The organism is Acidimicrobiales bacterium (assembly GCA_016794585.1).
Taxonomy (GTDB): Bacteria; Actinomycetota; Acidimicrobiia; order Acidimicrobiales; family DATDAH01; genus JAEUJM01.
The window spans coordinates 53847-78841 of record JAEUJM010000014.1 but is presented as its reverse complement, the minus strand read 5'-3'; the positions used below and the strand labels follow the sequence as shown (position 1 = coordinate 78841).

21 protein-coding genes are annotated in these 24995 nt (G+C 70.1%); 8 read left to right on the top strand and 13 right to left on the bottom strand.

Annotated elements, in window-relative coordinates; genetic code table 11:
* The 4 genes from JNK12_07765 to JNK12_07750 all read left to right on the top strand — a co-directional run bounded on the left by JNK12_07765 (window position 1) and on the right by JNK12_07750 (window position 3627).
* Entirely contained in the window at window positions 1–984 is a 984-nt protein-coding gene (locus JNK12_07765; protein MBL8775811.1) for a phosphotriesterase, read from the top strand.
* Entirely contained in the window at window positions 984–1505 is a 522-nt protein-coding gene (locus JNK12_07760; protein MBL8775810.1) for a nuclear transport factor 2 family protein, read from the top strand. The genes JNK12_07765 and JNK12_07760 overlap by 1 nt, the downstream gene beginning before the upstream one ends.
* 105 nt (window positions 1506–1610) lie before the next feature.
* Window positions 1611–3194 carry an APC family permease gene (locus tag JNK12_07755; protein MBL8775809.1) on the top strand — a complete coding sequence of 528 codons (1584 nt, stop codon included), beginning with the start codon at window positions 1611–1613 and terminating at the stop codon, window positions 3192–3194.
* Between the two features lies 1 nt (window position 3195).
* Entirely contained in the window at window positions 3196–3627 is a 432-nt protein-coding gene (locus JNK12_07750; GenBank protein ID MBL8775808.1) for a universal stress protein, read from the top strand.
* Window positions 3628–3648: 21 nt separating this feature from the next.
* On the opposite strand, the gene JNK12_07745 is transcribed toward JNK12_07750, so the two are convergent.
* Genes JNK12_07745 through JNK12_07725 form a run of 5 tightly spaced genes read right to left on the bottom strand, consistent with a single transcriptional unit; the run spans window position 3649 to window position 9192 of the window.
* Window positions 3649–4941: an aspartate aminotransferase family protein gene (locus tag JNK12_07745; GenBank protein ID MBL8775807.1), complete on the bottom strand. Its 1293-nt coding sequence runs from the start codon at window positions 4939–4941 to the stop codon at window positions 3649–3651.
* Window positions 4942–4988: 47 nt separating this feature from the next.
* Window positions 4989–5849: an ABC transporter permease gene (locus tag JNK12_07740; GenBank protein ID MBL8775806.1), complete on the bottom strand. Its 861-nt coding sequence runs from the start codon at window positions 5847–5849 to the stop codon at window positions 4989–4991.
* 35 nt (window positions 5850–5884) lie between these two features.
* Window positions 5885–6760, bottom strand: a complete 876-nt coding sequence (locus JNK12_07735) for an ABC transporter permease (GenBank protein ID MBL8775805.1) — start codon at window positions 6758–6760, stop codon at window positions 5885–5887.
* Between the two features lie 21 nt (window positions 6761–6781).
* The gene (locus tag JNK12_07730) at window positions 6782–8026 is read right to left on the bottom strand and encodes a spermidine/putrescine ABC transporter substrate-binding protein (protein ID MBL8775804.1); all 1245 of its coding nucleotides are present in this window, start codon (window positions 8024–8026) and stop codon (window positions 6782–6784) included.
* Window positions 8023–9192, bottom strand: coding sequence for an ABC transporter ATP-binding protein (locus JNK12_07725; protein MBL8775803.1), 1170 nt, complete (start codon window positions 9190–9192; stop codon window positions 8023–8025). The genes JNK12_07730 and JNK12_07725 overlap by 4 nt, the downstream gene beginning before the upstream one ends.
* Before the next feature lie 160 nt (window positions 9193–9352).
* Here JNK12_07725 and JNK12_07720 point away from each other — a divergent pair, with 160 nt between their 5' ends.
* Genes JNK12_07720 through JNK12_07710 form a run of 3 tightly spaced genes read left to right on the top strand, consistent with a single transcriptional unit; the run spans window position 9353 to window position 11564 of the window.
* Window positions 9353–9778 carry an OB-fold domain-containing protein gene (locus tag JNK12_07720; protein ID MBL8775802.1) on the top strand — a complete coding sequence of 142 codons (426 nt, stop codon included), beginning with the start codon at window positions 9353–9355 and terminating at the stop codon, window positions 9776–9778.
* The gene (locus JNK12_07715) at window positions 9778–10974 is read left to right on the top strand and encodes a thiolase family protein (GenBank protein ID MBL8775801.1); all 1197 of its coding nucleotides are present in this window, start codon (window positions 9778–9780) and stop codon (window positions 10972–10974) included. Before JNK12_07720 ends, JNK12_07715 begins: the two co-directional genes overlap by 1 nt.
* Window positions 10974–11564, top strand: coding sequence for a hypothetical protein (locus tag JNK12_07710; GenBank protein ID MBL8775800.1), 591 nt, complete (start codon window positions 10974–10976; stop codon window positions 11562–11564). Before JNK12_07715 ends, JNK12_07710 begins: the two co-directional genes overlap by 1 nt.
* Window positions 11565–11586: 22 nt before the next feature.
* Here the strand turns inward: JNK12_07710 and JNK12_07705 are convergent, their stop codons facing one another.
* The 3 genes from JNK12_07705 to JNK12_07695 form a co-directional block, all read right to left on the bottom strand.
* The gene (locus tag JNK12_07705) at window positions 11587–14115 is read right to left on the bottom strand and encodes a DEAD/DEAH box helicase family protein (protein MBL8775799.1); all 2529 of its coding nucleotides are present in this window, start codon (window positions 14113–14115) and stop codon (window positions 11587–11589) included.
* The gene (locus JNK12_07700) at window positions 14115–16262 is read right to left on the bottom strand and encodes a site-specific DNA-methyltransferase (protein MBL8775798.1); all 2148 of its coding nucleotides are present in this window, start codon (window positions 16260–16262) and stop codon (window positions 14115–14117) included. The genes JNK12_07705 and JNK12_07700 overlap by 1 nt, the downstream gene beginning before the upstream one ends.
* A 65-nt stretch (window positions 16263–16327) precedes the next feature.
* On the bottom strand, window positions 16328–16609 hold the full coding sequence (locus tag JNK12_07695; GenBank protein MBL8775797.1) for a CopG family transcriptional regulator: 282 nt from the start codon (window positions 16607–16609) through the stop codon (window positions 16328–16330).
* A 258-nt stretch (window positions 16610–16867) separates the two neighbouring features.
* Here JNK12_07695 and JNK12_07690 point away from each other — a divergent pair, with 258 nt between their 5' ends.
* Entirely contained in the window at window positions 16868–18469 is a 1602-nt protein-coding gene (locus JNK12_07690) for a DUF222 domain-containing protein (protein ID MBL8775796.1), read from the top strand.
* 61 nt (window positions 18470–18530) lie between these two features.
* Here JNK12_07690 and JNK12_07685 read toward each other — a convergent pair whose 3' ends face one another.
* From JNK12_07685 to JNK12_07665, 5 genes are all read right to left on the bottom strand, one after another.
* Window positions 18531–20975, bottom strand: a complete 2445-nt coding sequence (locus JNK12_07685; GenBank protein ID MBL8775795.1) for a GcvT family protein — start codon at window positions 20973–20975, stop codon at window positions 18531–18533.
* Window positions 20968–21897: a phosphotransferase gene (locus JNK12_07680; protein ID MBL8775794.1), complete on the bottom strand. Its 930-nt coding sequence runs from the start codon at window positions 21895–21897 to the stop codon at window positions 20968–20970. The genes JNK12_07685 and JNK12_07680 overlap by 8 nt, the downstream gene beginning before the upstream one ends.
* A gap of 84 nt (window positions 21898–21981) precedes the next feature.
* Window positions 21982–22404, bottom strand: a complete 423-nt coding sequence (locus JNK12_07675) for a hypothetical protein (GenBank protein ID MBL8775793.1) — start codon at window positions 22402–22404, stop codon at window positions 21982–21984.
* Window positions 22405–22542: 138 nt separating this feature from the next.
* Window positions 22543–23493 (bottom strand): LLM class flavin-dependent oxidoreductase, encoded by a 951-nt coding sequence (locus tag JNK12_07670; protein ID MBL8775792.1) that lies wholly within the window; start codon window positions 23491–23493, stop codon window positions 22543–22545.
* A gap of 22 nt (window positions 23494–23515) precedes the next feature.
* Window positions 23516–24985 carry an aldehyde dehydrogenase family protein gene (locus JNK12_07665; GenBank protein ID MBL8775791.1) on the bottom strand — a complete coding sequence of 490 codons (1470 nt, stop codon included), beginning with the start codon at window positions 24983–24985 and terminating at the stop codon, window positions 23516–23518.
* Between the last annotated feature and the right edge of the window lie 10 nt (window positions 24986–24995).

Genomic DNA, 24995 nt, shown 5'->3' with positions numbered 1-24995 from the left:
ATGCCCACTCTGGAGACCGTCAAGGGGCCCATCGACACCAGCGAGCTGGGGCCGACGCTGATGCACGAGCACGTCTTCGTCCTCAGTCCGGAGATCCTCCAGAACCACCCCGAGTACTGGGACGAGGGGGAGCGGGTCACCGACGCCGTGGCGAAGCTGCGTCAGCTGAAGAGCGCCGGCATCGACTCGATCGTCGATCCGACCGTCCTCGGCCTCGGCCGCTATCTCCCGCGGGTGCAGGAGATCGCGGCGCAGATCGACCTCAACATCGTGGCGGCCACGGGGCTCTACACGTACGACGAGCTGCCGTTCTTCTTCCGGCTGAAGCCCGGGCCCGGCGCGCTCGTCGAGGGGCCCGAGCCCATGACCGCCATGTTCGTCAGGGACATCACCGAGGGCATTGCCGACACCGGGGTGAAGGCCGCCATCCTCAAATGCGCCACCGACGAGAAGGGCGTCACCCCGGGCGTCGAACGGGTGCTGCGAGCGTGTGCCCGCGCCCACCGCGAGACCGGGGTCCCCATCACCACCCACACCGAGGCGGCCAGCTTCCGTGGACGGGACCAGCAGCGGGTGTTCGAGGAGGAGGGCGTCGACCTCAGTCGGGTCGTGATCGGACACTGCGGCGATTCCGCCGACCTCGACTACCTGCGCGAGCTCATGGACAAGGGCTCGATCATCGGCATGGACCGCTTCGGGGTGGATGCGTACGCCCCCTTCGACCAGCGGGTGCAGGTGGTGGCCGACCTCTGCGAGCAGGGCTACGCCGACCGCATGGTCCTCGCCCACGACGCCGCCTGCTACATGGACTGGATCGACCAGGACCTCAAGGAGGTGGTGCTGCCCAACTGGCACTACACCCACATCTCGAACGACGTCCTGCCCGCCCTGCGCGCCCGGGGCGTCACCGACGACCAGATCGACCAGATGCTGGTGGGCAACCCCCGCCGCCTCTTCGACACGACCGCCCTCGGAGGGTACTGATGAGCGACGACCGCACCCACGACGACCGCCAGGACCTCGCCGACGGCCAGGTCCCCGACCCCGCCCGGATGGCCGACGTGGTCGCCATCCAGGGCCTCGCCGTCGCCTATGCCGGGGCGGTGGACGATGCCGACTGGGACCGCTGGGAGGCCCTGTTCACGGCTGACGCGCACATCGACTACGCGTCTTCGGGCGGGATCGTGGGCACTCCTGCGGAGGTGGCGGCATGGATGCCCGACGCGATGTCCATCTTCACCTGGACGATGCACTCGATCTTCACCCACGAGATCCACTTCACAGGTGCGGACACCGCCACCGGTCGGGTCCACCTGCTCAACCGCAACGGCGTGGAGTGGAAGGGCGAGGAGGAGATCTTCGACGTGGGCGGCTTCTACGAGGACGACTACGTCCTCGTGGACGGCCATTGGCGCTTCCGGCGTCGGGTCGAGCGCACGATCTACCTCGACGGTGGCGGCTTCGCGGCGATGCTCCGGGAGATGATCGCCAAACAACAGGGCTGACCGCGGGTTCGATCGTCGTAACCGAGTTCCACCAACGAATCGCTTGCGAACACCACGAATCGCGATGAAGATGGTTGGACCAACCAAATTTGGGGAGGGCGGACCATGGGAGACTCGACGTTGGTCGAGCCGGGCGGGGGTGGCGGCACCGGTGCCGGCGCCGGTGCCGGTGCCGGTGAGAAGGGCCTCAAGGGCGGGGCCCTCGGCCTGCTGTCCACGGTGGTCATCGGCGTGGCGTCGACCGCGCCGGGCTACAGCCTCGCCGCCACCCTGGGCTTCGTCATCACCGCAGTGGGCTTCCAGTCCGCCGCGATCATGTGGGTGGCCTTCATCCCCATGGCCTTCACCGCGGCGTCCTACTACTACCTGAACCGGGCCGATCCTGACTGCGGCACGACGTTCTCCTGGGTCACCAGGGCCATGGGCCCGACCGCGGGATGGTTCGGTGGCTGGGCGATCATCGTCGCCGACGTGATCGTGATGGCCGCCCTGGCCCAGATCGCCGGCATCTACACCTTCTTGTTGTTCGGAGCCGACGGCCTGGCCAACGACACCTTCTGGGTCACCACGCTGGGGGTGGTGTTCATCGTCGTGGTCACCTGGATCTGCTACATCGGCATCGAGGTCTCGGCGAAGACGCAGTACTTCCTGCTCGCGATGGAGCTCGTCGCCCTCGGGCTCTTCACGGTGATCGCTCTCGTCCGGGTGTACTTCGGCGACGTCGAGGGCTCGGTCGACCCGTCGCTCAGCTGGCTCAACCCCTTCGAGATCCAGAGCACCAGCGCCCTCGTCACCGGCATCCTGCTGGCCGTGTTCATCTACTGGGGCTGGGACTCCGCGGTCACCGTCAACGAGGAGTCCGAGGACGCGGCGAAGACCCCCGGTCGTGCGGCCGTGATCAGCACGCTCGTGCTCGTCGGGATCTACGTCGTGGTCACCATCGCGGCCATGGCCTTCGGCGGCGTCGAGGCGCTCGCCGACCAGGACGACGTGCTCGCCGTGCTCGGCGACGAGGTGATGGGCACCACCCTCGGCAAGCTGCTCATCATCGCGGTGCTCACCTCGGCGGCGGCTTCGTGCCAGACAACGATCCTGCCCACCACGCGGACGTCGCTTTCGATGGCGGCCAAGGGGGCGGCGCCGAAGTACTTCGCCCGCATCCACCCGCGCTTCTACACGCCGAGCACGTCCACGATCTGGATGGGCATCCTCTCGGTGGTCTGGTACGTGGGGCTGACCATCGTGTCCGAGGACGTGCTCAACGACTCGTTGCTGTCACTGGGCCTGATGATCGCCTTCTACTACGGGCTCACGGCCTTCGCCTGCGTCGTGTACTACCGCAAGCACCTGTTCACGAGCGCCAAGAACCTCGTCTACATCGGGCTGTTCCCGCTGCTCGGCGGGCTGATGCTCACCTGGGTGCTGGTGAAATCGATCATGGACTACTGGGATCCCGCCAACTCCGAGTCGGGCGACGAGCTCTTCGGGGTGGGCCTGCCGGTCGTGATCGCCCTGGTCTTCATGTTGGTGGGCGTGGCCCTGATGGTCGCCCAGCGCGTCAAGGAACCGGAGTTCTTCGCCCGTAGGGCCGAGACCCCGACCGACGCAGTGGCACGCGGCGACGCCATCGCCGAGGGGTCGTTGATCGTGGAGGACGAGGGCGCCGTGATGCTGGACGAGGAGGACTGACATGGGCGAGATGATCGTCGGCTACGACGGGTCGGACTGCGCGAAGGCGGCGCTGGCCAAGGCCATCGAGCTGGGCAAGGTCTCGGGGGACGGCATCGCCGTGGTGTTCGGCTACGAGCCGCCCTCCATGCGCGCCGGCGGCCCGGTCGGCTACCAGCGCGACCTCATCGAGCAGATGGGCCGCGAGCGCATCGCCGAGGCCATGGCCACCCTCGAGGGCACGGGCGTCACCGCCACCTCGGTCGAGATCGAGGAGCTCCCCGCTGACGCCCTGATCGACGTCGCCGAGGAGCGGGGCGCCACGATGATCGTCATCGGCACCCGCGGCGAGAGCCCCGTGGTCGGCGCCATCCTCGGCTCCACTGCCTACAAGCTCCTGCACCGCTCGACGGTGCCGGTCCTGGTGGTGCCGGCCGTCCCCACCGAGGACTGAGCCGGAGCGCCGCCGCCGGCTTCAGCCCAGGGCTTCGTCGACCGCCTCGGAGAACAGCGTCACGGCCTCGTCGCACTCCTCCGCGGTGATGGAGAGCGGGGGTGCGATGCGCAGGCAGTTGCCGTAGAGGCCGCCCTTGCCGATGAGCAGGCGGCGGGCCTTGGTGGCCTCGAGCACCCGGTTGGCGGCGTCGGCGTCGGGGGTGAAGCCGTCGGCGGCCACGAGCTCGAGGCCGATCATCAGGCCCCGGCCCCGGATCTCGCCGATGGCGGGGTGGCGTGCCACCAGGGGGGCGAGCCCGTCGAGCAGGCGGTCCCCCATGGCTGCGGCGTTGCCCTGCAGGTCGTGGTCGAGCAGGTGGCGGAGGTTGGCCAGCGCGCCCGCCGACGAGAGCGGGTTGCCGCCGAAGGTGGAGATCGAGTTGGCGGGCACCGCGTCCATCACCTCGGCCCGACCGACGACGCCGGCGATGGTGAGCCCGTTGCCCAGCCCCTTGGCGAAGGTGAGCAGGTCAGGGGTGACGCCGTGGGCCTGGTACCCCCAGAAGTGCTCGCCGGTGCGGCCCCAGCCGGTCTGCACCTCGTCGCTGATGAAGAGGATGTCGTTCTCACGGCACACCTTCTCGACAGGGGAGAAGAAGCCGGCGGGCGGGATGGCGAAGCCGCCCACGCCCTGGATGGGCTCGGCGATCAGCGCGGCCACGTTGCCGGAGGTGGTGGTGGCCACCAGGTCGCGGAGATCCTCCGCGCAGGCGTCGACGAAGGCGTCGTCGTCGAGGTGGCGGAACGGGCTGCGGAACTTGTAGCCCGAGGCCATGTAGGACACCTGGAAGGGCGTGAGCGAGGTGGGCGACCAGCCCCGGTTCCCGGTGATGCCGATGGTGGCGAAGGACCGGCCGTGGTAGCTGTTGCGCACCGCGATGATCTGGCTGGACTTGCGGTACGACGAAGCGGCGAGCAGCGCCGCCTCGTTGGCCTCGGTGCCCGACGTGGTGAAGAACACCCGCGGGTCGGGGATGCCGGAGAGCTCGGCGATCTGCTCGGCCAGCTCGATCATGGGGCGGATGAGATAAAGGGTGGAGGTGTGGAGCATTCGCTCGGCCTGCTCCTGGATGGCCCGGGTCACCTCGGGCACGCCGTGGCCGGTCATGGTGGTGAGGATCCCGCCGAACAGGTCGAGGTAGCGGTTGCCCTCGCCGTCGACGACGTGACGACCCTCGCCCGAGACGATCTCGATGGGCTCGTCGTAGTAGAGGGCCAGCCAGGAGGGCAGGACCGCGTTGTGGCGGGCGAGGAGCTCGGCGTGCTCGTTCACGGGATTCGTCCCTTTGGGTTCAGCTCGGCGGAGATCGAGCGGGAGGTCTAGCGGAGGTCGCCGCGGGTGCGCCAGCGCTGCCAGAGCACCGACAGGCCGATGAGGAGCAGGCTGGCCACGAGGATCATGGTGGCCAGCACGTTGATCTGCGGCGGCAGGGCGGTCTTGGCGGCGTTGTTGACGTAGAGCGGGTACGTGGACGTGGACCCCGCGTTGAACAAGGTGATGATGAAGTCGTCGAGCGACAGCGCGAACGACAACATCGCGGCGGCGACGATGCCCGGCACGATGAGGGGCAGGGTCACCTTGAAGAACGTGCGCGTGGGGTTGGCCCCGAGGTCCATGGCGGCGTCCTCGAGGCTCCAGTCGAAGCCGCGGATGCGCGCCTTGACGGTGAGGGCGATGAAGCTGACCTCGAACATGATGTGGGCGATCACGATGGTGCCGAAGCCCAGGTTCCAGCTGAAATCCAGGAAGAGGGTCAGCAGTGACGAGCCGAGCACGATCTCGGGGGTGGTGAGGGGGATCACCAGGAACAGGTCGATGCCCCCGGAGCCGCGGAAGCGGTGACGCACGAGCGCGATGGCGACGAGGGTGCCGAGCACCAGGGCCACGGCGGTGGAGAGGGCGGCCACCTTGAGGCTGGTGACCAGCGCGTCGACGAGGGCCGGGTACTTCCACGGGTCCTGCCAGGCCTCCAGGGAGAAGCCCTTCCACACGAAGTTGAACTTCCCGACCGGGTCGTTGAAGGAGAAGGCGACGATGACCGCGACGGGCAGGAGCAGGTAGAAGATGACGAACGCGGCGTAGCCGTTGAGGAACCAGCCACCGAGCCGGCGCAGCCACGGGGGCGGCTTGAACCCCTTGCGGATCGGGCTGGCGCCCTCCTCCGCGTGCGCCGACAGCACCGGCGGGTCGGCGGGAGCCGCCGTGGTGGGCGCGGTCACGTGACGAGGTCCTCGGTTCCCAGCACCTTCGTGTAGATCAGCACCGCCACCAGGATGATCAGCATGAGGACGAACGACAGGGCCGCCGCCAGCGGGTAGTCCTTGGTCACGAGGAACTGGCTCTGGATGACGGTGCCCACCATCGACTGGTTGGTGCCGCCGAGGTACTGGGCGTTGACGAAGTCGCCTGCGGCGGGGATGAAGGTGAGCAGGCTGCCGGCCAGCACCCCGGGCAGCGAGAGCGGCAACAGGACCTTGCGGAACGTGCGGAACCCGCCGGAATAGAGGTCGCGCGCGGCCTCGAGAAGGCGAGGGTCGATCTTTTCGATGCTCACGTAGATGGGCAGGATCATGAACGGCAGGAAGTTGTAGGTGAGCCCGCCGATCACCGCCCATTGCGTCGAGAGGATGCGACCGTTCTCGGTGAGGCCGAGGGAGTCCAGGATGCCCACCAGGATGGTGTCGTCGCCGAAGATGGTCTTCCACGCGAGCGTGCGCACGATGAAGGTGATGAAGAACGGCACGATGACGAGCCCGAGGAGCAGGTTCTTCCACTTCCCGGCCTTGAAGGCGATCACGTAGGCCAAGGGGTACGCCAGGGCGAGCGCCAGGAGGGTGGCGGTGAGGGCGTACTCGAACGATCGGTAGATCTGCTCGTCGTAGCGGGTGAAGGCGTCGCTGTAGTTCGAGAAGGCCCAGCTGAAGCTCAGCGTCGGGTCGAAGACCGAGCCCGTGTTCGTGGACAGCGAGGTTCGCAGCAGCGCCCACAGCGGGACGACGAAGAAGACCGCCAGGTAGGCGAGGGCAGGGAGGCTGAGCAGGTAAGGGGTGACCCGCGCGTGACGGGCCCCCCCGCTCGCACTACCGGCCATGTCGCCCGAGTCCCTTCCGGCTCAGCCGCGCGCGACGGCGTTCCAGATCGAGGAGAACTCCTGGTCCTCCTCGTCGGTCAACCCGCGCCAGGCGATGGCCTTGTCCCGCACCTCGGCCGGGGGGTTGATGAGCTCGTTGTCGGCGAGCTCCTGGCCGTCGGGCAGCGCCGCGAGGGCCTCGCCGGTGCCCTCGACCGGCGGGATGTACTGCACGTACGCGGTGATCTGCGCCATGTGCTCGGGGTCGTAGACGTAGTCCATCCACTGCTCGGCGCCCGTGCTGTTCTTGGTGCTGATGGGCATGACCATGTTGTCCGACCACGAGATCATCCCCTCCTCGGGGATCACGAACTCGAGGTCGGGGTTGTCGAGCTGCAGCTGGGCGACGTCGCCCGAGTAGGCCTGGGCGATGGCCACGTTGCCGGCCACGAGGTCGTCGCCGTAGTCGTTGCCGGTGAAGCGTCGGATCTGGCCTTCGTCCTTCGCCACCTGGACCTTCGCGGCGGCCTGCTCGACCATCTCGAGGGTGGCCTCCGCCGGCGAGTTCCCGTCGGACAGCATGATCTGGCCACCGCCGTCACGCAGGTCGCTCATGAGGGTGACCTTGCCGGCGAACTCGGGGTCGAAGAGGTCGTTCATGCTGGTGATCTCGCGTCCCGTGAGCTGCGGGTTGTAGGCGATCGACGTGAACCCGGACGCCCACGGGAGGCTGTAGGTGCGGTCGGGGTCGAACGGGACGTCCGCCAGGCTCGAGACGAGGTTGCCCTTGTTGGGCACGTTGGCGTCGTCGATGGGTGCCAGCCAGCCGAGCTGGATGAGGCGGTTGACCATGAAGTCGGTGACGATGAAGAGGTCGGCGCCGATGTCCTGGCCCCTGCTGAGGGGCTCGCGGATCCGGGCGAAGTACTCCTCGTTGTCGTTGACGTCCTCGGTGTACTTGACCCGCAGCCCACTGGCGGTCTCGAAGTCGCCGACGGTCTCCTCGTCGATGTAGAAGGGCCAGTTGGAGATGCGCAGCTGGTCGTTGGTGGTGGGCGTGAAGGTGGTGTCGCTGCTCGACTCGGTGCCGCCGTCGCTGCCGCAGGCGGCGAGGAGGCTCGGCCCGACCATGAGCGCGCCCACGCCGACGCCGGCGGTGCCGAGGAAGCGGCGGCGGCTCATCGACCCCGGGGTGGCCGACGAGGCGGACGCCCGGGTCTGCGCCCAGCCGCGGCGGGGTGCGGACGCGAGGAGGCGGGCGAGGCGCTGCTGGTCTCGGCTGGTCATGAGAAGACCCTTTCGATGTCGTCGGGTGATCGTTGGGGAGCGAGCTCGGGGACCCCGGGCAGCACGGACGCCGCGGCTGCGTCCCAGCCGCACCACACTGCGTCGCCGGGGCGCAGGAGGGGAAGCTGCTGGTCCGCGCCGATGTGGGCCACGACCTCGGTGCCGTCGGGGGCGGTGGCCGCGAGGCGGACCACGGGGCCCTGGAACACGAGATCGGTCACCGTGAGCTTGACGCACGGCGCCACGGCCTCCTCGGGCGTCGCGCACACGCGGATGCGCTCGGGGCGGACCATGAGGGTGACCGGGTCGTCGAGGCGCTCGAGGGCCCGGCCCTCGAGGGTGGTGCCGAGGGCGCCGACGGTGGCGCTGCCGTCGCTCTGCCCCTGCAGGGCGGCGGGCCAGAGGTTGGCCTGGCCGATGAAGCCGGCCACGAACACGGTGCGGGGGGCGTCGTAGATCTCGGTGGGGGTGCCGATCTGCTCGACCAGGCCCTGGTTCATCACCGCGATCCGGTCGCTCATCGTGAGCGCCTCTTCCTGGTCGTGGGTGACGTACACGAAGGTGATGCCCACCTCGCGCTGGATGCGCTTGAGCTCGAGCTGCATGGCTTGGCGCAGCTTCAGGTCGAGCGCGCCGAGGGGCTCGTCCAGCAGCAGGGCGCTCGGGTAGTTCACGAGCGCGCGCGCCAAGGCGACCCGTTGCTGTTGCCCACCGCTCATCTGGTTGGGCCGGCGCTTGGCGAAGTCGGACAGGCGCACGACCTCGAGCATCTCGGTGACGCGCTCGCGCACCACGGCCTTGTCGGTCTTGGCGCTTCGGGGCCCGAACGCGACGTTGTCGAAGATGGACATGTGGGGGAACAGGGCGTAGTGCTGGAAGACCGTGTTCACGTTGCGGCGGTACGGCGGGACCTTGGAGACGTCCTTGCCGTCGAGGCGGATCTCGCCCGAGGTGGGCGCCTCGAACCCGGCGATCATGCGCAGGCTGGTGGTCTTGCCGCAGCCCGACGGGCCGAGCAGCGAGAAGAACTCGCCCCGGCCGATGGCGATGTCGACGTGGTCGACGGCCACGGCGTCGCCGAAGCGCTTCTCGACGTCGACCAACTCGATGACCACATCGCGCTGACCGCTGTCCCCGACCCCGTCCCCAGCCTCCGCATCAACCATCGATCCGAAACCTAGTCGCGTTCGCGGCACGTAATTCCGCCGACCGGTGTCGTTCACGCGCTCGAAACGGTTTCGTCACGGACGGGACGGGCGCCGTCGGCGCACGCCCTATGGTTGGCGCCGTGCGTGCCGGCGTCCCCACGACAGAGCGCAGCTGACGGTGGCCGACCAGCCCTTCCGCCTGCTGCCCCGCGTCACCCCGGAGACCGAGTCGTTCTGGACGGGCGGTGCCGAGGGCGTGCTGCGCTTCTGGCGGTGCCAGTCGTGCGGGTACTGGCTGCACCCGCCCGGGCCGATCTGCCCCGAGTGCCTGTCGAAGGAGCTCACCGTCGAGGCCGTCTCGGGCGACGCCGTCCTGCACACCTACACCGTCAACCACCAGGCCTGGTACCCCGGCCTCGATCCGCCGTACGTGGTCGCCATCGTCGAGCTGCCCGAGCAGGCGGGGCTCCGCCTCACCACCAACCTGGTGGGCTGCGCGCCCGAGGAGGCCGTCATCGGCATGGCCCTGCACGTCACCTTCGAGCAGTACGAGGACGTCTGGCTGCCCTTCTTCGCGCCGGCCCCGACCGGGGGTGGTGCGTGATGGACGCCGTCATCTCCGGGGTGGGCCAGTCGCAGATCGGCCGCCGCATCGACCGGGAGCCGCTCGACCTGACCGTCGACGCCGTGCTCGCCGCCGTGGCCGATGCCGGCCTGACTCTCGCCGACATCGACGGCATCGCCACCTATCCGGGCGGCATCGACAACCCGCCCGGGTTCTCCGGCGTCGGCGTCACCGAGTTGCAGGACGCCCTGCGCCTGGACCTGAACTGGTTCGCCGGCGGGATGGAGTCGCCCGGACAGCTCGGCTCGGTCATCAACGCGGCGATGGCCGTGTCCTGCGGGCTGGCCCGCCACGTCGTCTGCTTCCGCACGGTGTGGGAAGCCACCGCCCAGGGCAGCAAGGGCCGCTCGGCGGTCATGCCGGGCATCGGCGCCGCCTCGGGAGGGGCATCGTCGTTCCGGGTCGGCAGCTTCATGCAGTGGTCGCTGCCCTTCGGGGCGCCGTCGGCGGTGAACTGGATCGGGATGATGGCTCAGCGCCACTTCCACGAGTTCGGCACCACCCGCGAGCAGCTCGGGGCCATCGCCGTGAACGCCCGCGCCAACGCGGCCCGTAACCCCAAGGCCATCTACACCGACCCGATGTCGCTCGACGACTACCTCGCCGCCCGCATGATCTCGTCGCCGTTGTGCCTCTACGACTGCGACGTGCCTTCGGACGGCAGCACCGCGATCATCGTCTCGGCTCCGGACACCGCACCGGACCTGCGGAAGGCGCCGGTGGCGATCGAGTCCGTCGGCACCGCCATCCACGGCCGGCCCTCCTGGGACCAGTGGGACGACCTCACCACCATGGCCCTGCGCGACGCCGCGTCGATGATGTGGGAGCGCACGGACCTCACCCCCGGCGACGTCGATGTGGCCGAGTGCTACGACGGGTTCAGCTTCATCGCCTTGTGCTGGCTCGAGGCGCTGGGCTTCTGCGGCAAGGGCGAGGGCGGGCCGTTCGTCGAGGGCGGCGAGCGCATCGCCATCGACGGGCCGCTCCCGCTGAACACCCACGGCGGCCAGCTCTCCGCCGGCCGTCTCCACGGCTACGGCTTCCTCCACGAAGCGTGCACCCAGCTCTGGGGCGAGGGGGGCGAGCGCCAGGTGGCCGACGATCCGGAGGTGGCCGTGGCCGCCGCCGGCGGCGGGCCCCTGGGCGGCTGTCTCCTCCTCACGAAGGGCCGGTGATGTCGCCCGTGAACGCCGCCCTGTTCGCCGTGCTCCTCGACACCGCCGACACCGGCGGCGTGGTGGCGCCACTCGCCATCATCGCCGCCTGCGCGGTCGTCAGCACCCTCGCGATCCTCCTGCGCCGGCGCCGCGCCCGGCGCGCCGGCGAACGCGAGGCGGCGCCGGCGACCGTCGCCGGGGACGGTGACGGCCCGGCGGGCGAGGCGTCGGAGGACTGGGGCGACAACCACACGGACCTCCTCGCCTGGCAGACCAGCCACGGCCACCACGTCGACCGCTGGCTCGACGCCCACGAGCGCACGCTGCCCGACCTCGTGCCGGGCGCCGACCCCGCCATCGACGCCGAGCTCGACCGGGCCATGGCCGACGCCGCCGGCGTGTGCCCCAACCCCGAGGTCTCGGCGATGCTGACCGGCATGCGCGACACCGCTCACGCCACGCGCGTGGCCATCACCGGCGGCGACCGCGAGGGCGCCACCGAGGCGCACTCGTCCTACGCCCGCCACCGCTCCGGCGCCATCGCCCGCATGAACGAGACCGCGGGCCGCGCCGACCCGGACGCCACTGCGACGCCCCCCACCCCCTGAGCACTGCGTCTCCGCGGCCCGATCAGAGGAAGGGCTGGGCCGCCGGCGAGTCGTAGAGCGCGGACACCTTGGCGCCGTCGAACGATCGCACCTGGGCGCGGACTTCGGCGTCGAGCAGGTCGAGGACTCGGAGGCTTTCGTCGGCGCCCTTCGCGATCGAGACGATGCGGATGAAGCGGTCGCCGTGGGTGTCGGCGAAGTCGGCGAGGGCGCGGAGCTTGGCCTTGGCGTCGGCGAGGTGGTCGCCGTGGGGGTCGACGATGGAGGCGGCGAGGGTGCCGTCGTCGCGGCGGGACACGACGAGAAAGTCGACTTGGAGGCTGGCCCAGCGGCCGGCGTCGTCCTGGTAGGCGATGCGCAGGGCGTTGGGGGTGGCACGGGAGGGGTTTCGGTACCAGGCGACGAACGAGGGGCGTTCGGTCTCGGCGGTGACGACCTGGGTCTCCCAGTCGTTGAGCTGGGCGGGGTAGCGGCCGTCGGCGTTGGCGTAGAGGTGGCCTTCGAAGGTGGGCAGGTCGTCGCCGGTGCCGTCCTTGGTGGCGGTTTTCTCGTTGGCGCGGAGCTCGATGGTGACGGCCTCGGGGGCGGTGGTCTGTTCCTGGACCTTGCGGTAGGCGTCGCGGGTGGCGCCGGTGGTGTTCTTGATCTCGACGGCGAAGCGGGCGAGGTGCTCCTGCACGAAGTCGGTGGCGGCGGCCTCGATGCTGTCGACGACGCCGTCGAGGCGGAGCAGCGCTGCGACCTGCACCCGGAGGTCGAGGCGGTCCTGGGATGGGTCCGCTCCGGCGGCGCGGTGGGCGTAGTAGCCGGTGCCGACGCCTTCTCGGATGGCGTTGATGATCTTGCGGGTGTCGCGGTCGATGTCCTTGCGGTGGGTCTCGATGAGCCGGGAGGTGACCTCGCCGGCCTGGCCGCCGGGGCCGACGCCTTCGCGGCGGACGATGGCGGTGCGGAGGTCGTCGACGCCGGCGGCGACCTCGTCGGCGCGCTCCGCAGCGAGCCCGTCGAGGCGGGCGTTCAGCCGCTTGGCCAGCTGGGCGCCGGCGTCGGGGACCAGTGCGGGGCCGGCGCCGTCGTCGACGAGGAGGCGTACGAGGTGCTTGGCGCGGCGGAGAGGGCTGGCAGCGACGTCGGGGGTGGGGATGCTGGGCAGGGTCTCGACGAAGGCGAACACGTCGGGGTCGAGGTGCGGGTTGCGTTCGAACACGGCGGGTGCGCGGATGACCTGGGGGCCGACGGCGTGTTGGCCGTCGTCGCCCCCTTTGCCTTCGAGCTCGTCCTTGATGGCAGCGAGCTTCTTGGAGTCGAACAGCGGCAGGTAGCAGGCCACCGAGTTCAAGACGTCGTCGGTGGCGACGCGGTGGGCGAGGGGTTGGCGGACCATGCGCCCGATGACCTGGGCGATGTGGGTGGCGTCCTTGGCGGGCCGCTCGGAGTAGAGGACCTCGGCGCGGGGACAGTCCCACCCGGTGGAGATGGCCTCTTTGGCGAGCACGACGCGGATGTCGGTGTCACCCTGGATGGACTCGGCGGGCACCCAGTTGATGGTGCGCCCGCCGAGGACGACGGGCTCGTGCTCGCCGAACACGTGGGCGACGGCGTCGGGGGCGAGGTCAGGCCACTCGGCTTCGATGACCGCGACCATCTCGGCGAGCTTGGCTTCGTCGGCCTTGTCGGGCACCTGTACCACCAGCGCGGGGAGCACCTGTGGTTCGTTCTCGGCGGTCGAGTAGGCCGCCCAGCGCTGCTCGTACCCGAGGGTGGTCCGCACCGCGTCGCGGAGCAAGGTGGTGGAGAAGGTGCCCTTCTCGTCGGGCTGTTCGAGGCCGATCTCGTCCTTGATGAGCCCCGACACCCGCACCTGGTCGATGTCGACCACGACGTGGGGGTAGCCTGTGCGGTCCGGGGTCTCGCCCATGGCCGTGGTGAAGCGGTCGATGGTGGCCGAGATGCCCCACACCGCCGGCACCGGCAGGTTCGACCCGGGCTCGCCGTGGATGAGGCGCTGCACGATGGTCTTGCGGTCGGTGGCCCGCTTCATGCCCCGATGGGCCTCGTCCAAGATGAGGTAGAGGGTGGTGGCCTCAGCGCGGATGGTGTTGGCCAGCAGGTCCCAGAACGACACCTGGCGTAGGTTCGTGCCGGACTGCACCAGCCGGCTCGACTTCGACAGCTTCTGGATGTTCAGGAAGTACACCCGGTTCGGGCGCAGGGCGGTCTCGAGGTACCCGTCGTCGATCTCCACCAGCGTCTTGGGGGCCAGCAGGTCCGACGCGTCGAGCATCCGGTTGCGGGTCTGACGGTTGAGCGCCGGGTCGTCGGTGATCCACAGGAACGTGGCCTGCGGGTCCGGGTCGACCCCAAGGTCGGCCGAGCCGAACAGCGTCGCCTCGATCGCCGCGGTGGCGATCACCGTCTTGCCCGAACCCGTGATGGCCGACAGCGCGAACGACGACCGGTACCCGTCGGCCCAGTCGGAACGGGCCCGACTCAGCCGGTTCAGCACCTCGATGGCCGCCGCCCGCTGGTAGTCCATCAGCTCGTAGCGCATCAGCCCCCGCCCCCGTCGATGCGGAACGTGGTCAGGTAGTTCTCGTAGAGGCGTACGACGTCGACGTGACCGGGCAGCTCGGCGGCGATGCCGGCGAACGTGGCCTGCGAGTCCGTCACCACGAACGCCGTCGCCGCCGACTCGGGCCGCTCGTCCACGAAGGCCTGCCACCGGTCGGCGTCGAACAAGATGCCGTACCGGTCGGTCCACTCGAACCGCTTGGGCTCGCCGGCGGCGTCGACGCACTGGTCGATCACCGAGCCCTGCCCGCCTGCCCGCAACCACAGGAGCGGCGCCACGCCGGCGAAGGCCAGATCCAGCTCCACGTCGTCGGGGTCCAGATAGGTCAGCTCGACGAACTCGATGTTCTCTGCGAACCCGTCCGCCATCGGGAACTCGTCGGTGAACTTGTAGTCCCCCTTCACCGGCTCGCCCTCCGGAGTGACACCGGTGACGGCGGCGGTGATCCGCGGCCGGGTGACGTGCTCGAAGATCCCCAGCGCCTCCCACTCCGGATCGCCCGGACGGTGCCCGGCCTTGCGCAGAGCGTCCGCCTCGGCGGCCGAGACCTCGTTGTTGGTCACCACGATCGACTGCCGGCGCCCCCCGTCCTGCTTGTTCAGCCGGGCGACGGCGTGTGCCGTCGTGCCCGACCCCCCGAAGAAGTCGAGGACGGTGGCCTCGGGCTTGTCGGCTGTTGCGATTCGGATCGAGTCCTCCACGGCGTAAAGCGACTTCGGGAACGGGAAGCTCCGTCCCGGAAGCATGCTTCGGATCAACGCGCTGCCGTGCCAGCCCGCATGGTGCGCCGGACGGTTCCAGACGGTCTTGGCTGTCGTTGTTCGAGAACCGGTTCCCGCAGCATGACGAACTTCAACGGCGCCCTGGTCGTCCTTGCCGATGACCTCGATCTCACCCTCCCTGATCTTCCTGAGTGCCGACTTGCCGAGGTACCAGATCGTCCCTCGGCCTTCGTCGACTCGGGCCTCGCCAAGTCGGACGAATCCGCCGGCACGGAGCTCTCGGAGGTAAGCCGGCGATGTCCTCCAGTTGCCCTCGGCGCCGTCGCTCTTGATCGGCCAGATTGCATGAGCGTTCGGCGGAACACTCCAATCAGACCGCGGCGTACCCACTGGCTTCGAGTCCCCAACCGCAACGATCTCCGTCCCATCAGTGGACACGAAGACTGGAAAGAAGAGCGCTGGGCGGTCCGACCGGCGCGAGTTCGTCCCGCTCCGCAGAAGCGACTCCCATCGGACCCGGTCTGGGTCGCCGGTCGGGCGGTCGTTCAGGAGGTCGTCACTGACTGCCGCCGGCTCACACGAGCCGAAGAAGAGGAAGTACGCGTACTCGTCGACGCGTGCCAGCTCATGCCTCCGGGCTTGACCGGGGGCATTGATAACGACAGTGACCATCTGCACTTTGGTGCCCGGGAACACCTGCTCCAACAGCATTCCCAGTCGCAAGTACTCCTTCTCGTCGATGGTCACGATGAGGACGGACGCCGCCGGGTTGAGGAGTTCCTTGGCCAACAGCAGGCGCCGCTCCATGAACGCCAGCCACTTGCTGTGGCGGTAGGCGTCGGTGTCGTCGACGTAGTTGTTGTCGTACTTCCAGTCCCGGGCCCCGGTGTTGTACGGCGGGTCGATGTAGATGCAGTCGACCTTGCCGGCGTGGGTGAACTGGAGGGCGCTCAGGACGTGGTGGTTCTCGCCCTTGACCACCACGTGCGCCGGCTTGTCGCCACCGCGGTCCACCGACCCCAGCCGGCGCAGCCCGGGATAGATGGGGTCGCCGAAGTCGGCCATCACCACCAGGTCGTCGACGGGGTGGTCCTCGACCACCGACTCGGACTGCTCCTCGGCCGAGAGACGCGAGCCGTCGGGGTGACGCATCTTCCGGACCGCGGCCCGGCCGGCCTCGACGCCGAGCACCTCGTAGGTGGCGCTCTTCGGGTCGTCCCGGAGGGCGACGCTGGCGCCCACCCGCACCGGGTGCTCGGGCAGCCGCACCCGCTCGGGGAGGTGCGACTCGAAGACCAGTCCGAAGCTGCGCTTGGAACGGAGGCGATCGATGTGGGTGCGCAGGTCGGCGCGCAGGGCGGCGTCGTCCACCCTCGCCAAGAGTCCGTCCAGCTCGTCAGCCATGCCGGGTGGACACTACGACAGCCTGGCCACCTGGTTCGTGACGACTGCGAGCCAGCCCGGTGGGATCAGGCCACGTCGAGGAACGCCCGCAGCGCCCGCCGGATGACCTCGCTGGTCGAGGTGTCGTCGGCGTCGGCTCGGGCGCTGACCGCTTCCCGGAGCTCTGGGTCGAGCCGGACCGGCACCACCTCGGAAGGACCCGAGCCGAGCGGCGGGCGGCCCCGCCGGGGCTTGATCTGCTCGACGGGGTAGTCCGCATGCTCGACCTCGTCGGCGAGGGCGTCGAGGTCGGCACCGGTGAGGCGGCGACCAGACTTCGTCAGGTAGGCGTCGTTGGCGTCACTCATCGTGGGCCTCCGCTCACGGCAGCAGACGGTGGAAGGTCGGGCGAAGGGCCATGGCGCCTGCCGAAGCTCGGATCTCCACACAGGATTAGTGTATTACGTAACTTGCCTCGCCGCCAGGACGGCGCGACCACCCATCGTGGAGGCGATCGACCGCCGGCGAAAACGTTCCGCGGGACGTTTTCGGGGTGCCGGTGAGTGTCAGTGGGGGTGGGGATGATGGGGGTGTCTCGCCGCCCAGGGTCCTCGGAGGTTTCGGTCATGTCCACGGTGTTCGTCGAAGAGGTCAGCGATATCGGGGTGGGGGTGATGGAGCGGGCGGCGGAGATGGCGACCGAGCGGTTGGAGGCGGAGATCAAGACGTTGTCGGGGCATCTGGCGGCGGCGTTGTGCCGGTGGTTGTTGCTGGTGGCGGAGTTCGATCGGCGGGAGGGGTGGGGGCAGTGGGAGTGCCGGTCGTGCACGCACTGGTTGAGTTGGCAGTGCGGGATGAGCCTGCGTACCGCCCAGGAGCATCTGCGGGTCGCCCATGCGCTGGAGGTCCTTTCGTTGGTGCGGGCGCGGTTCTCGAGGGGCGAGCTCTCCTACTCGCAGGTGCGGGCCATCTCGCGGGTGGTGGATGGGCCGGTGGCCGAGGAGTTCTTGGTGCATTACGCGTTGCACGCGACGGCGGCCATGCTCGAGAAGATGGTGAAGGGCTACCGCCGCACGGGCCGCCTCGACGATCAGGCGGCGGAGGATCGCCATGCGAGGCGGTGTTTCGAGTGGTGGGTGGACGATGACGGGATGGTGTGTTTCCGGGGTCGGTTGGCGCCCGAGGAAGCGCAGGTCGTGATCGCGGCGATCGGGGCGGTGACGGTGCCGGCGACGAAGCGTTCTGCGGAACGCCCGGTCGACGATCAGGGCGTTCCGTTGCCTCAGCCGGGTGACGACCCGAAGGCGGCCCGCCAAGCCGACGCCCTGGTGGCGGTGTGCGAGATGGCCCTCACCGGCGGTGGTGCGGCCTCGCGAGCCTCGATCGGAACAGAACCCGCCGATAACGGCGCCGATCGCGCCGCCGCTGCCGACACCGACACCGGCGCGGAGTCCGGCGCCCGCGCCGGGAGTGCCTCGGCGACCGGCGGCGGTGAGGCGCCCGCTACCCCCCGAGCCACTCCCACGCCCGAAGCCGCCGCTACGCCCGAAGCCGCGACCGCGCCTGGGAATGGCGCCGCAGCGCCCGGAACAGACAACGGCGGGCGGTCGGGCCTGGTGAGCGATCCGACCGCGACGGTGGTGGTGCTGGTCGAGGAGGAGGTCCTGGCGCTCGACGCCGACGGGGTGTGTCGGCTCGAGGGGGGCCCGAACCTCTCGCCGGAGACGGCCCGCCGCCTGGCCTGTGATGCCACGAGCTTCACGATCGCGGTGGGCCCTGATGGCACGCCGCGCCTGGTGGGCAAGGCATTCAAGACGATGTCGACGCGCTTGCGCAGGGAGTTGGGCATCCGCGACGACGGGTGTTGCCAGTTTCCGGGGTGTGATCTGCTCGGGCGGCTCCACGCGCATCACATCGTGCATCGTGAGCATCACGGGCCGAACCAGTTGGACAACCTGATCACGTTGTGCGCGTTCCACCACCGCTTGGTGCACGAGGGCGGCTATCGCATCGAGGTGTTGCTGGGCGAGGTCCTGGTGCACCGGCCTGGCCGCGAGCCCCTTGCCCACACCCCGGCGGGCCGCGTCGACGACGAGCTCGAGCTGCGCAACCTCGCCGAAGGCCTCGACATCACCGATGACACCGCCATGAGCCTCTGGGACGGCACCCGGGTCCGGGCCGACGACCTCTCCTGGGCCATCCTCTCCGTCCGAGACCGACAGAACTGACCGCCAGCCACTCAGCGGAACGCTCCGGGCGTTCCGCGGGACGCCGCTGAGAGGGCGTGCCTCAGGTTCGGATGCGGCTGCCGCTGGGATCGTAGACGGCGGTGGGCGCCACCTCGGCGGGGATCCACTCGCCGAAGACCTGCACCTCGACGGGACGGCCGATCTCGGCGTGGTCGACGTCGAGGTAGGCGAAGGCCAATGCCCTGCCGGTGCGGTATCCCTGGTTGCCGCTGGTGACCCGTCCCACGAGCGTGCCGTCGACGCGGACCGGCTCGGAGCCGAGCGGCACCGCCAGCGGGTCGGCGAGCACGAGGGTGCGCAGGCGCCGCCGCACCCCGCCCGCCTTCGCCGCCCGCAGGGCCTCCCGCCCCACGAAGTCGACGTCCTTGTCCAGCGCGACCGCGAAGCCCAGGCCGGCCTCGAACGGGGTGTCTTCGGGCGTCAGGTCCTGGCCCCAGACGCGGTAGCCCTTCTCCACCCGGAGCGAGTCGATGGCGCGGTAGCCGCCGGCCACCATCCCCTCGGGTCGCCCCGCCTCCCACAGGGCGTCCCACAGGGTCGCTCCGTACTCGGTGGGGCAGTAGAGCTCCCACCCGAGCTCACCCACGAAGGTGACGGGCACGGCGACCGTCGGGACCGAGCCCACCGACAGGCGCTGGGCGGTGAGGTAGGGGAAGTCGTCGTTGGCGAGCGAGCTGCGGGTCAGGCGCTGGAGGATGGTGCGCGCCTGCGGGCCCCAGAGCCCGAAGCAGGCCCAGGCCGAGGTGACGTCGCGGGCCTCGCACCCGTCGCCCTCGGGCAGCCGGCGCTGCTGCTGGTGGATCCACGAGAGGTCGTGGTTCCCGAAGGCCGTGCCGGTCACGAGCAGGTGGCGGTCGTGGTCGAGGCGGGTGACGGTGAGGTCGCACTCGATGCCGCCCTCCTCGTTGGTCAGCTGCGTGTAGGTGACCGAGCCGACGGGCCGGTCGACGCGGTTGGCGCAGATCCGCTCGAGGAAGGCCGTGGCCCCGGAGCCGGTGACCTCGACCTTCGAGAAGCTCGTCTCGTCGAAGAGTGCGGCGACATCGCGGCAGGCCAGGGCCTCGGCCCCGATGGCCGGGCTCCAGTGCTCGCCGGCCCACCCGCGGGGGCGGCTCGCAGGGTCGCCGGCGGCGGCGTTCGGCTCGAACCAGTTCGGCCGCTCCCAGCTGCTCTTCTCGCCGAAGGTGCAGCCGAGCGCGGCCAGCGCCGAGTAGGCGGGGGAGCGGCGCAGCGGCCGCCCGGCCTGACGCTCCTCGTTCGGGTAGTGGATGTCGTAGTAGGTGGCGTAGACCTCGACGGTGCGGGCGAGGGTGTGGGCCTGGCTGCGGTACTGGGGGCCGAACCGGCGGATGTCCATCTTCCAGGTGTCGAAGCTCGGTCGGCCGTCGACGATCCACTCGGCCATCACCCGCCCGACTCCGCCGGCCCCCGCGATCCCGTGCGCGCAGAAGCCGGCGGCCACGAAGAAGCCGGCCACGTCGCTCTCGCCCAGGATGAACTCGTTGTCCGGGGTGAAGGCCTCCGGGCCGTTCAACAGTTGGACGATGTCGGCCTCCTCGACCGCCGGCACGCGCCGGCAGGCGTTGGCCATGAGCGGGGCGAAGCGGTCCCAGTCCTCGGACAGAAGGCGGTTGTTGAAGTCCTCGGGGACACCGTCGAGCGCCCAGGGCGCGGGCTCCCGCTCGTAGCCGCCGAGCACCAGTCCGGAACCGTCGCGCCGGAAGTACACGAGGTTGTCCGGGTCGCGCAGCTGGGGGAGGTCCTCGGTGACCCCGTCCACCGATTTGGTGATCAGGTACTGGTGGGCCATCGGGATGATGGGAACGTGCACACCCGCCATGGCGGCGACCTTCGGGGTGTACATGCCGCAGGCGGCGACCACCGCCTCGGCCTCGATGGTGCCCTGGTCGGTGACCACCGCGGCGATGCGGCCGCCGCGCACCACGAGGTCGACCACCCGCGTCCCGGTCTGCACCCGCACCCCCTTGGCCTTGGCGGCACCGGCGAGGGCGAGGGTGAGGCCGCTGGGATCGAGGTAGCCGTCGGTCGGCAGCCAGGCGGCCCCGAGCACGCCCGTCGGGTCCATCAGCGGGAACAGCGCCTGGGCCTCGGCCGGGCCGAGCAGCTCCATGGGGAGGCCGAAGGTGGTGGCCCAGCCCTGCTGCCGGCGGAGCTCCTCGAGACGTTCGGGGGTGGCGGCCAGCCGCAGCGAGCCGACCTCACGCCAGCCGAGGGCCCGTCCCGTCTCCGCGGACTCGGCTTCGAGCCGGCGGTACACGTCGACGCTGTGCATCATCATGCGGGTCAGCGGCAGCGAGCTCCGGAGCTGGCCCACCAGGCCGGCGGAGTGGAAGGTGCTGCCGCTGGTCAGCTCGGCCCGCTCGACGAGGACGACGTCGGTGCACCCGGCCTCGGCGAGGTGGTAGGCGATGGACGCCCCGCCGACGCCGCCGCCGAGGACGACGACCCGGGCCCGGTCAGTCATCGAGGCCACACCCGGTGGCGGCGTCGGCAAGGAGCCGGGACCAGCCCGGCCTGCCGGCGTTGGAGAGGAGGCGGTCGAAGTGCTCGGCGGCGTAGGCCTCGAAGTCGACGTCGAGGGTGCTGACCGCCTGCTGCACGACCCCCCACATGGCCTCGCGCAGGTCGCTCATGACCTTCATGAGGCGGAGGCGGGCGAGGCGCCCGTTGGTCAGCTCGCCGAAGTACCCCTCGAGGAGGATCTCGTCACCGGCGTCGTCGAGGCCGTTGTTGACCGCGAAGTTCCCGAGGTCGAAGAAGCGGTCGTTCATGCCGGCGTACTCCCAGTCGACGATCCAGATCCGTGCATCGCCGTCCAGGAGGAAGTTGGCCCCGAGCAGGTCGTTGTGGGCAGGGACGGGGTGATCAGGTGCCGAGGCGAAGGCCCGGTGCAGCTCGGCGGCCTGGGCCATCGCGAGGTCGTCGGCCGCGGGGACGACGACGCCGTGGGCCCGGGCGGTCGCGGCGTAGGCGGCAGGGATCGCGTACCAGTCGAAGACCGCGGTGATGGGCGCGGCGTCGTGCACGGTGCGCAGGGTCTCGGCCACGGCTGCGAGTGTGGCCGGGTCCCGTGCCTCCTCGGGGGTCAGCGTGGAGGCGCCGTCGATGAATCGGGTGACCAGTGAATCGTCCACGAAGGCCACCACTTCGGGTCCCACGCCGAGGGCCGCCGCCTGACGGGCGGCCTCGTACTCGTGGTCGCGGTCGATACCGAGCAGGTCGGTGCCTGCGCCGGGGGAGCGGACCACGAAGCGCTCGTCGCCCACGGAGACGAGCCAGTTCCGGTTGGTGATGCCGCCGACGAGCGGGCGCACGTTCCGCCGCCGCCCGGCCCAGCCGGGCACCTGGTCCAGCAAGGCCGTGAGCTCTTCCGGTTCGTCGTGCACGCATTCCCCTCCGCCCGTCGGGACGGCCGTGGGCAGGGTGGGGCCGGCCACGGCCGACCCCACCCTGCCACGTCAGAACCGGTGCTACCGCTCGTCGGGGCGCCGCTCCATCTCGTCCTCCATGGCGGTGAACTCCGAGGCGGGCGCCTTGCCGGCCGCCACGGCCTCCAGTTCGGCCTCCAGCGCGGCCAGCTCCTCGGGCGTGCCCATGACCTGTGGTCCCTTGAACCACCTGCGGGCCGAGAGCAGCCAGTACCCGAAGACGAAGATCATCAGCGCCCCGAGGGCCACCGGGGTGTAGTTGAAGCTCGCCCAGGTGATCGGGCTGAACTGCGGGACGAGGAAGAGGATGGAGATGAACACCACCCAGATCACGGCCGCCCAGCCAACGATGTAGCTCCAGCGCCCCAGGTTCCAGGGTCCCCGCTCGAAGTTCTCCCCCTGCCGGAGGCGCAGGAACACCGGGATGATGTACGAGATGTAGAGCCCGATCACCCCGAGGGACACGATCGCGAAGAACGTGGCCGGGAAGCCGCCGGCGTCGCGCCATGGCTAGCACCCTGTGACTCGCCGTGCCCGCGAACGTGACCACTCGGTTACCTGTGAGTCGTGGCGGTCGCCTGCCCCGCGCCTGGGCGTCCGGCGTCAGCGCTCGAGCGTGAGGGTGGAACGCAGGGCCGGCAGGACCTCCCGGGCGAAGAGGCGCAGGGACTTGGGGCTGCCGAAGTCGGAGAACTGGCAGATGAACATCTCCACCCCCATCTCGACCTCGCGGTTGAGGGCCTCGGCGACCTCGGACGGCGTGCCCACGATCAGCCCGCCCCACCCGCCGAAGCGGCGCTCGGCCGCCTCGACGACCTCGTCCCGATCCGCTCTGCTCGAGGCCAGGGCGACCACGTGCTGGACCGAGACGTGCGCGGGGTGGGCGAGGGGGATCAGCTCCTCGAGCCGGTCGACGGCGTAGGACGGGCAGTTCCACCACTCGGCGTAGTGCGAGGCGATGGGCAGGGTGAAGCGCTTCCCGCCGCCCCCGATGTGGATGGGGATGCGCGGCTGCTGCACCGGCACGGGGCGCCCGATGGCGTTGCGCAGCTGGTGGAACCGTCCCTTGAACGAGAAGGGCTCGCCCGTGAACATCCGGTCGAGCACCTCGAGGGACTCGACGAGGCGCGTGGCCCGCACCTTCGCGGGCTCGTCAGGGAAGCCGAAGGTGCGCAGCTCCTCCTCCACCGAGCCCCACCCGAGACCGAGGTCGAGGCGCCCCTCGCTGATGACGTCGAGGGTGGCGGCCATCTTGGCCAGCAGGGCGGGGTGGCGGAACGAGGTGCACAGGGTCAGGTGGCCGAGGCGGATGCGCGACGTGCGTCGCGCGAGCGCGGCGGCCACCGTCCACCCCTCCAGCGTGTCCGCCTCAGGCATCGCCGGTGCGGCGAGGTGGTCCATGAACCACACCGAGTGGAAGCCGAGGTTCTCGGCCATGAGCACGCGCTCTTCGATGGTGGCGTAGTCCATGCGCAGCTGCGGCAGGTAGAGCCCCACCTGCACCCGGCGCGTGCGAGGTCCGCCCAGGTCCGGAACGAAGGGCAGCTCGGTCACGTCGGCGGTCGCCTCGGTGGGATCAGGCGGGCTCGGCGAAGGCCTTGGTCTCGAGGTACTCCTCGAAGCCGGCGACGCCCATCTCGCGGCCGACCCCGGACTGGCGGTAGCCGCCGAAGGGCACGTCGGGGCTGTAGTAGATGCCGCCGTTGATCATGAGCGTGCCGGTGCGGATGCGTCGGGCCACGGCCTTCGCTCGTTCGTTGTCGGCGGACATCACCGCGCCCGACAGCCCGTAGACGGAGTTGTTGGCGATGCGGACGGCCTCGTCGTCGGTGCCGTCGTAGGGGATCACGGCGAGCACGGGCCCGAACACCTCCTGCTGGGCGATGGTGGCGTCGGGATCGACGTCGATCAGGAGCGTGGGCTCGTAGAACCAGCCCCGGTCGAGGTGCTCGGGGACCTTGCCGCCGGTGACGAGGGTGGCACCCTCGTCGACCGCGCCCTTGACGAGGCCGCCCACGCGCTCGCGCTGGCGCTCGGTGACGAGCGGGCCCATGAAGTTGGCGGGGTCGGTGGGGTCGCCATAGGGCATCGACTCCAGGACGCTCTTGGCGATCTCGACGCCCTCGTCGTAGCGGGAGCGGGGGAGCAGGAGGCGGGTGGGGATGGCGCACCCCTGGCCGGCGTGGGTGCAGACGCCGAAGGCGGCGGCGCCGGCCGCGCCGCTCATGTCGCAGTCGTCCAAGGCCACGAACGCCGACTTGCCGCCGAGCTCGAGGAACACCTTCTTCACGGTGTCGGCGGCGGCCGCCATGACGCGTCGCCCCACGGCGGTCGACCCCGTGAAGGTGACGAGGTCGACCCGAGGATCGGTGGTGATGGCCTCGCCGATGTCGTTGCGCTCGGCGGTGATGATGTTGAGCACGCCGGGCGGGATGTCGGTGTGCTCCTGGGCGAGGCGCCCGAGCACCAGTGCCGACCAGGGCGTGGCCGGCGCGGCCTTGAGCACCACGGTGTTGCCGGCCGCGAAGGCGGGCCCGATCTTGGCGAGGTTGAGCTGGTGGGGGAAGTTCCAGGCCGTGATGGCCCCCACCACGCCCACGGCTTCCTTCTCGATCCAGCGGTGCGAGGGGATGCCCATGGGCTCGGCGTTGCCGAGGTCCTCGCTCCAGGCGTACTGCTCGGCGAGGTCGGCGTAGTAGGTGAGGAACTCGAGGGGGACGTCGAGCTGCGGCCCGTAGGTGAGGGCGACCGGGGCGCCCACCTCGGCCACCGTCATGGCCCGGATCTCCTCCTGGTGGTCCACGAGGGCCTGGTGCAGCTGGCGCAGGCAGCGCACGCGGAGCTCGACGTCGGTGGCCCAGCCCGTCTCGTCGAAGGCCCGCCGCGCCGCGCCGATGGCGCGGTCGAGGTCCGCCTCGGAGGCGTCGGCGGCGACGCCGATGACCTCACCGGTCGCGGGATTGACGTTGTCGTAGGTGGCGCCTCCCTCGGCCGCCACCCGCGCCCCGTCGATGAACAGATCCGTCTCGTGCCAGAGATCCCCCATGGAGAGGGAC

What these genes read in the sequence shown, in the direction of transcription:
- JNK12_07765 (MBL8775811.1), top strand. Translation starts at nt 1, where the DNA reads ATGCCCACTCTGGAGACCGTCAAGGGGCCCATCGACACCAGCGAGCTG.
- JNK12_07760 (MBL8775810.1), top strand. Translation starts at nt 984, where the DNA reads ATGAGCGACGACCGCACCCACGACGACCGCCAGGACCTCGCCGACGGC.
- JNK12_07755 (MBL8775809.1), top strand. Translation starts at nt 1,611, where the DNA reads ATGGGAGACTCGACGTTGGTCGAGCCGGGCGGGGGTGGCGGCACCGGT.
- JNK12_07750 (MBL8775808.1), top strand. Translation starts at nt 3,196, where the DNA reads ATGGGCGAGATGATCGTCGGCTACGACGGGTCGGACTGCGCGAAGGCG.
- JNK12_07735 (MBL8775805.1), bottom strand. Translation starts at nt 6,760, where the DNA reads ATGGCCGGTAGTGCGAGCGGGGGGGCCCGTCACGCGCGGGTCACCCCT.
- JNK12_07730 (MBL8775804.1), bottom strand. Translation starts at nt 8,026, where the DNA reads ATGACCAGCCGAGACCAGCAGCGCCTCGCCCGCCTCCTCGCGTCCGCA.
- JNK12_07725 (MBL8775803.1), bottom strand. Translation starts at nt 9,192, where the DNA reads ATGGTTGATGCGGAGGCTGGGGACGGGGTCGGGGACAGCGGTCAGCGC.
- JNK12_07715 (MBL8775801.1), top strand. Translation starts at nt 9,778, where the DNA reads ATGGACGCCGTCATCTCCGGGGTGGGCCAGTCGCAGATCGGCCGCCGC.
- JNK12_07710 (MBL8775800.1), top strand. Translation starts at nt 10,974, where the DNA reads ATGTCGCCCGTGAACGCCGCCCTGTTCGCCGTGCTCCTCGACACCGCC.
- JNK12_07705 (MBL8775799.1), bottom strand. Translation starts at nt 14,115, where the DNA reads ATGCGCTACGAGCTGATGGACTACCAGCGGGCGGCGGCCATCGAGGTG.
- JNK12_07700 (MBL8775798.1), bottom strand. Translation starts at nt 16,262, where the DNA reads ATGGCTGACGAGCTGGACGGACTCTTGGCGAGGGTGGACGACGCCGCC.
- JNK12_07695 (MBL8775797.1), bottom strand. Translation starts at nt 16,609, where the DNA reads ATGAGTGACGCCAACGACGCCTACCTGACGAAGTCTGGTCGCCGCCTC.
- JNK12_07690 (MBL8775796.1), top strand. Translation starts at nt 16,868, where the DNA reads ATGTCCACGGTGTTCGTCGAAGAGGTCAGCGATATCGGGGTGGGGGTG.
- JNK12_07685 (MBL8775795.1), bottom strand. Translation starts at nt 20,975, where the DNA reads ATGACTGACCGGGCCCGGGTCGTCGTCCTCGGCGGCGGCGTCGGCGGG.
- JNK12_07665 (MBL8775791.1), bottom strand. Translation starts at nt 24,985, where the DNA reads ATGGGGGATCTCTGGCACGAGACGGATCTGTTCATCGACGGGGCGCGG.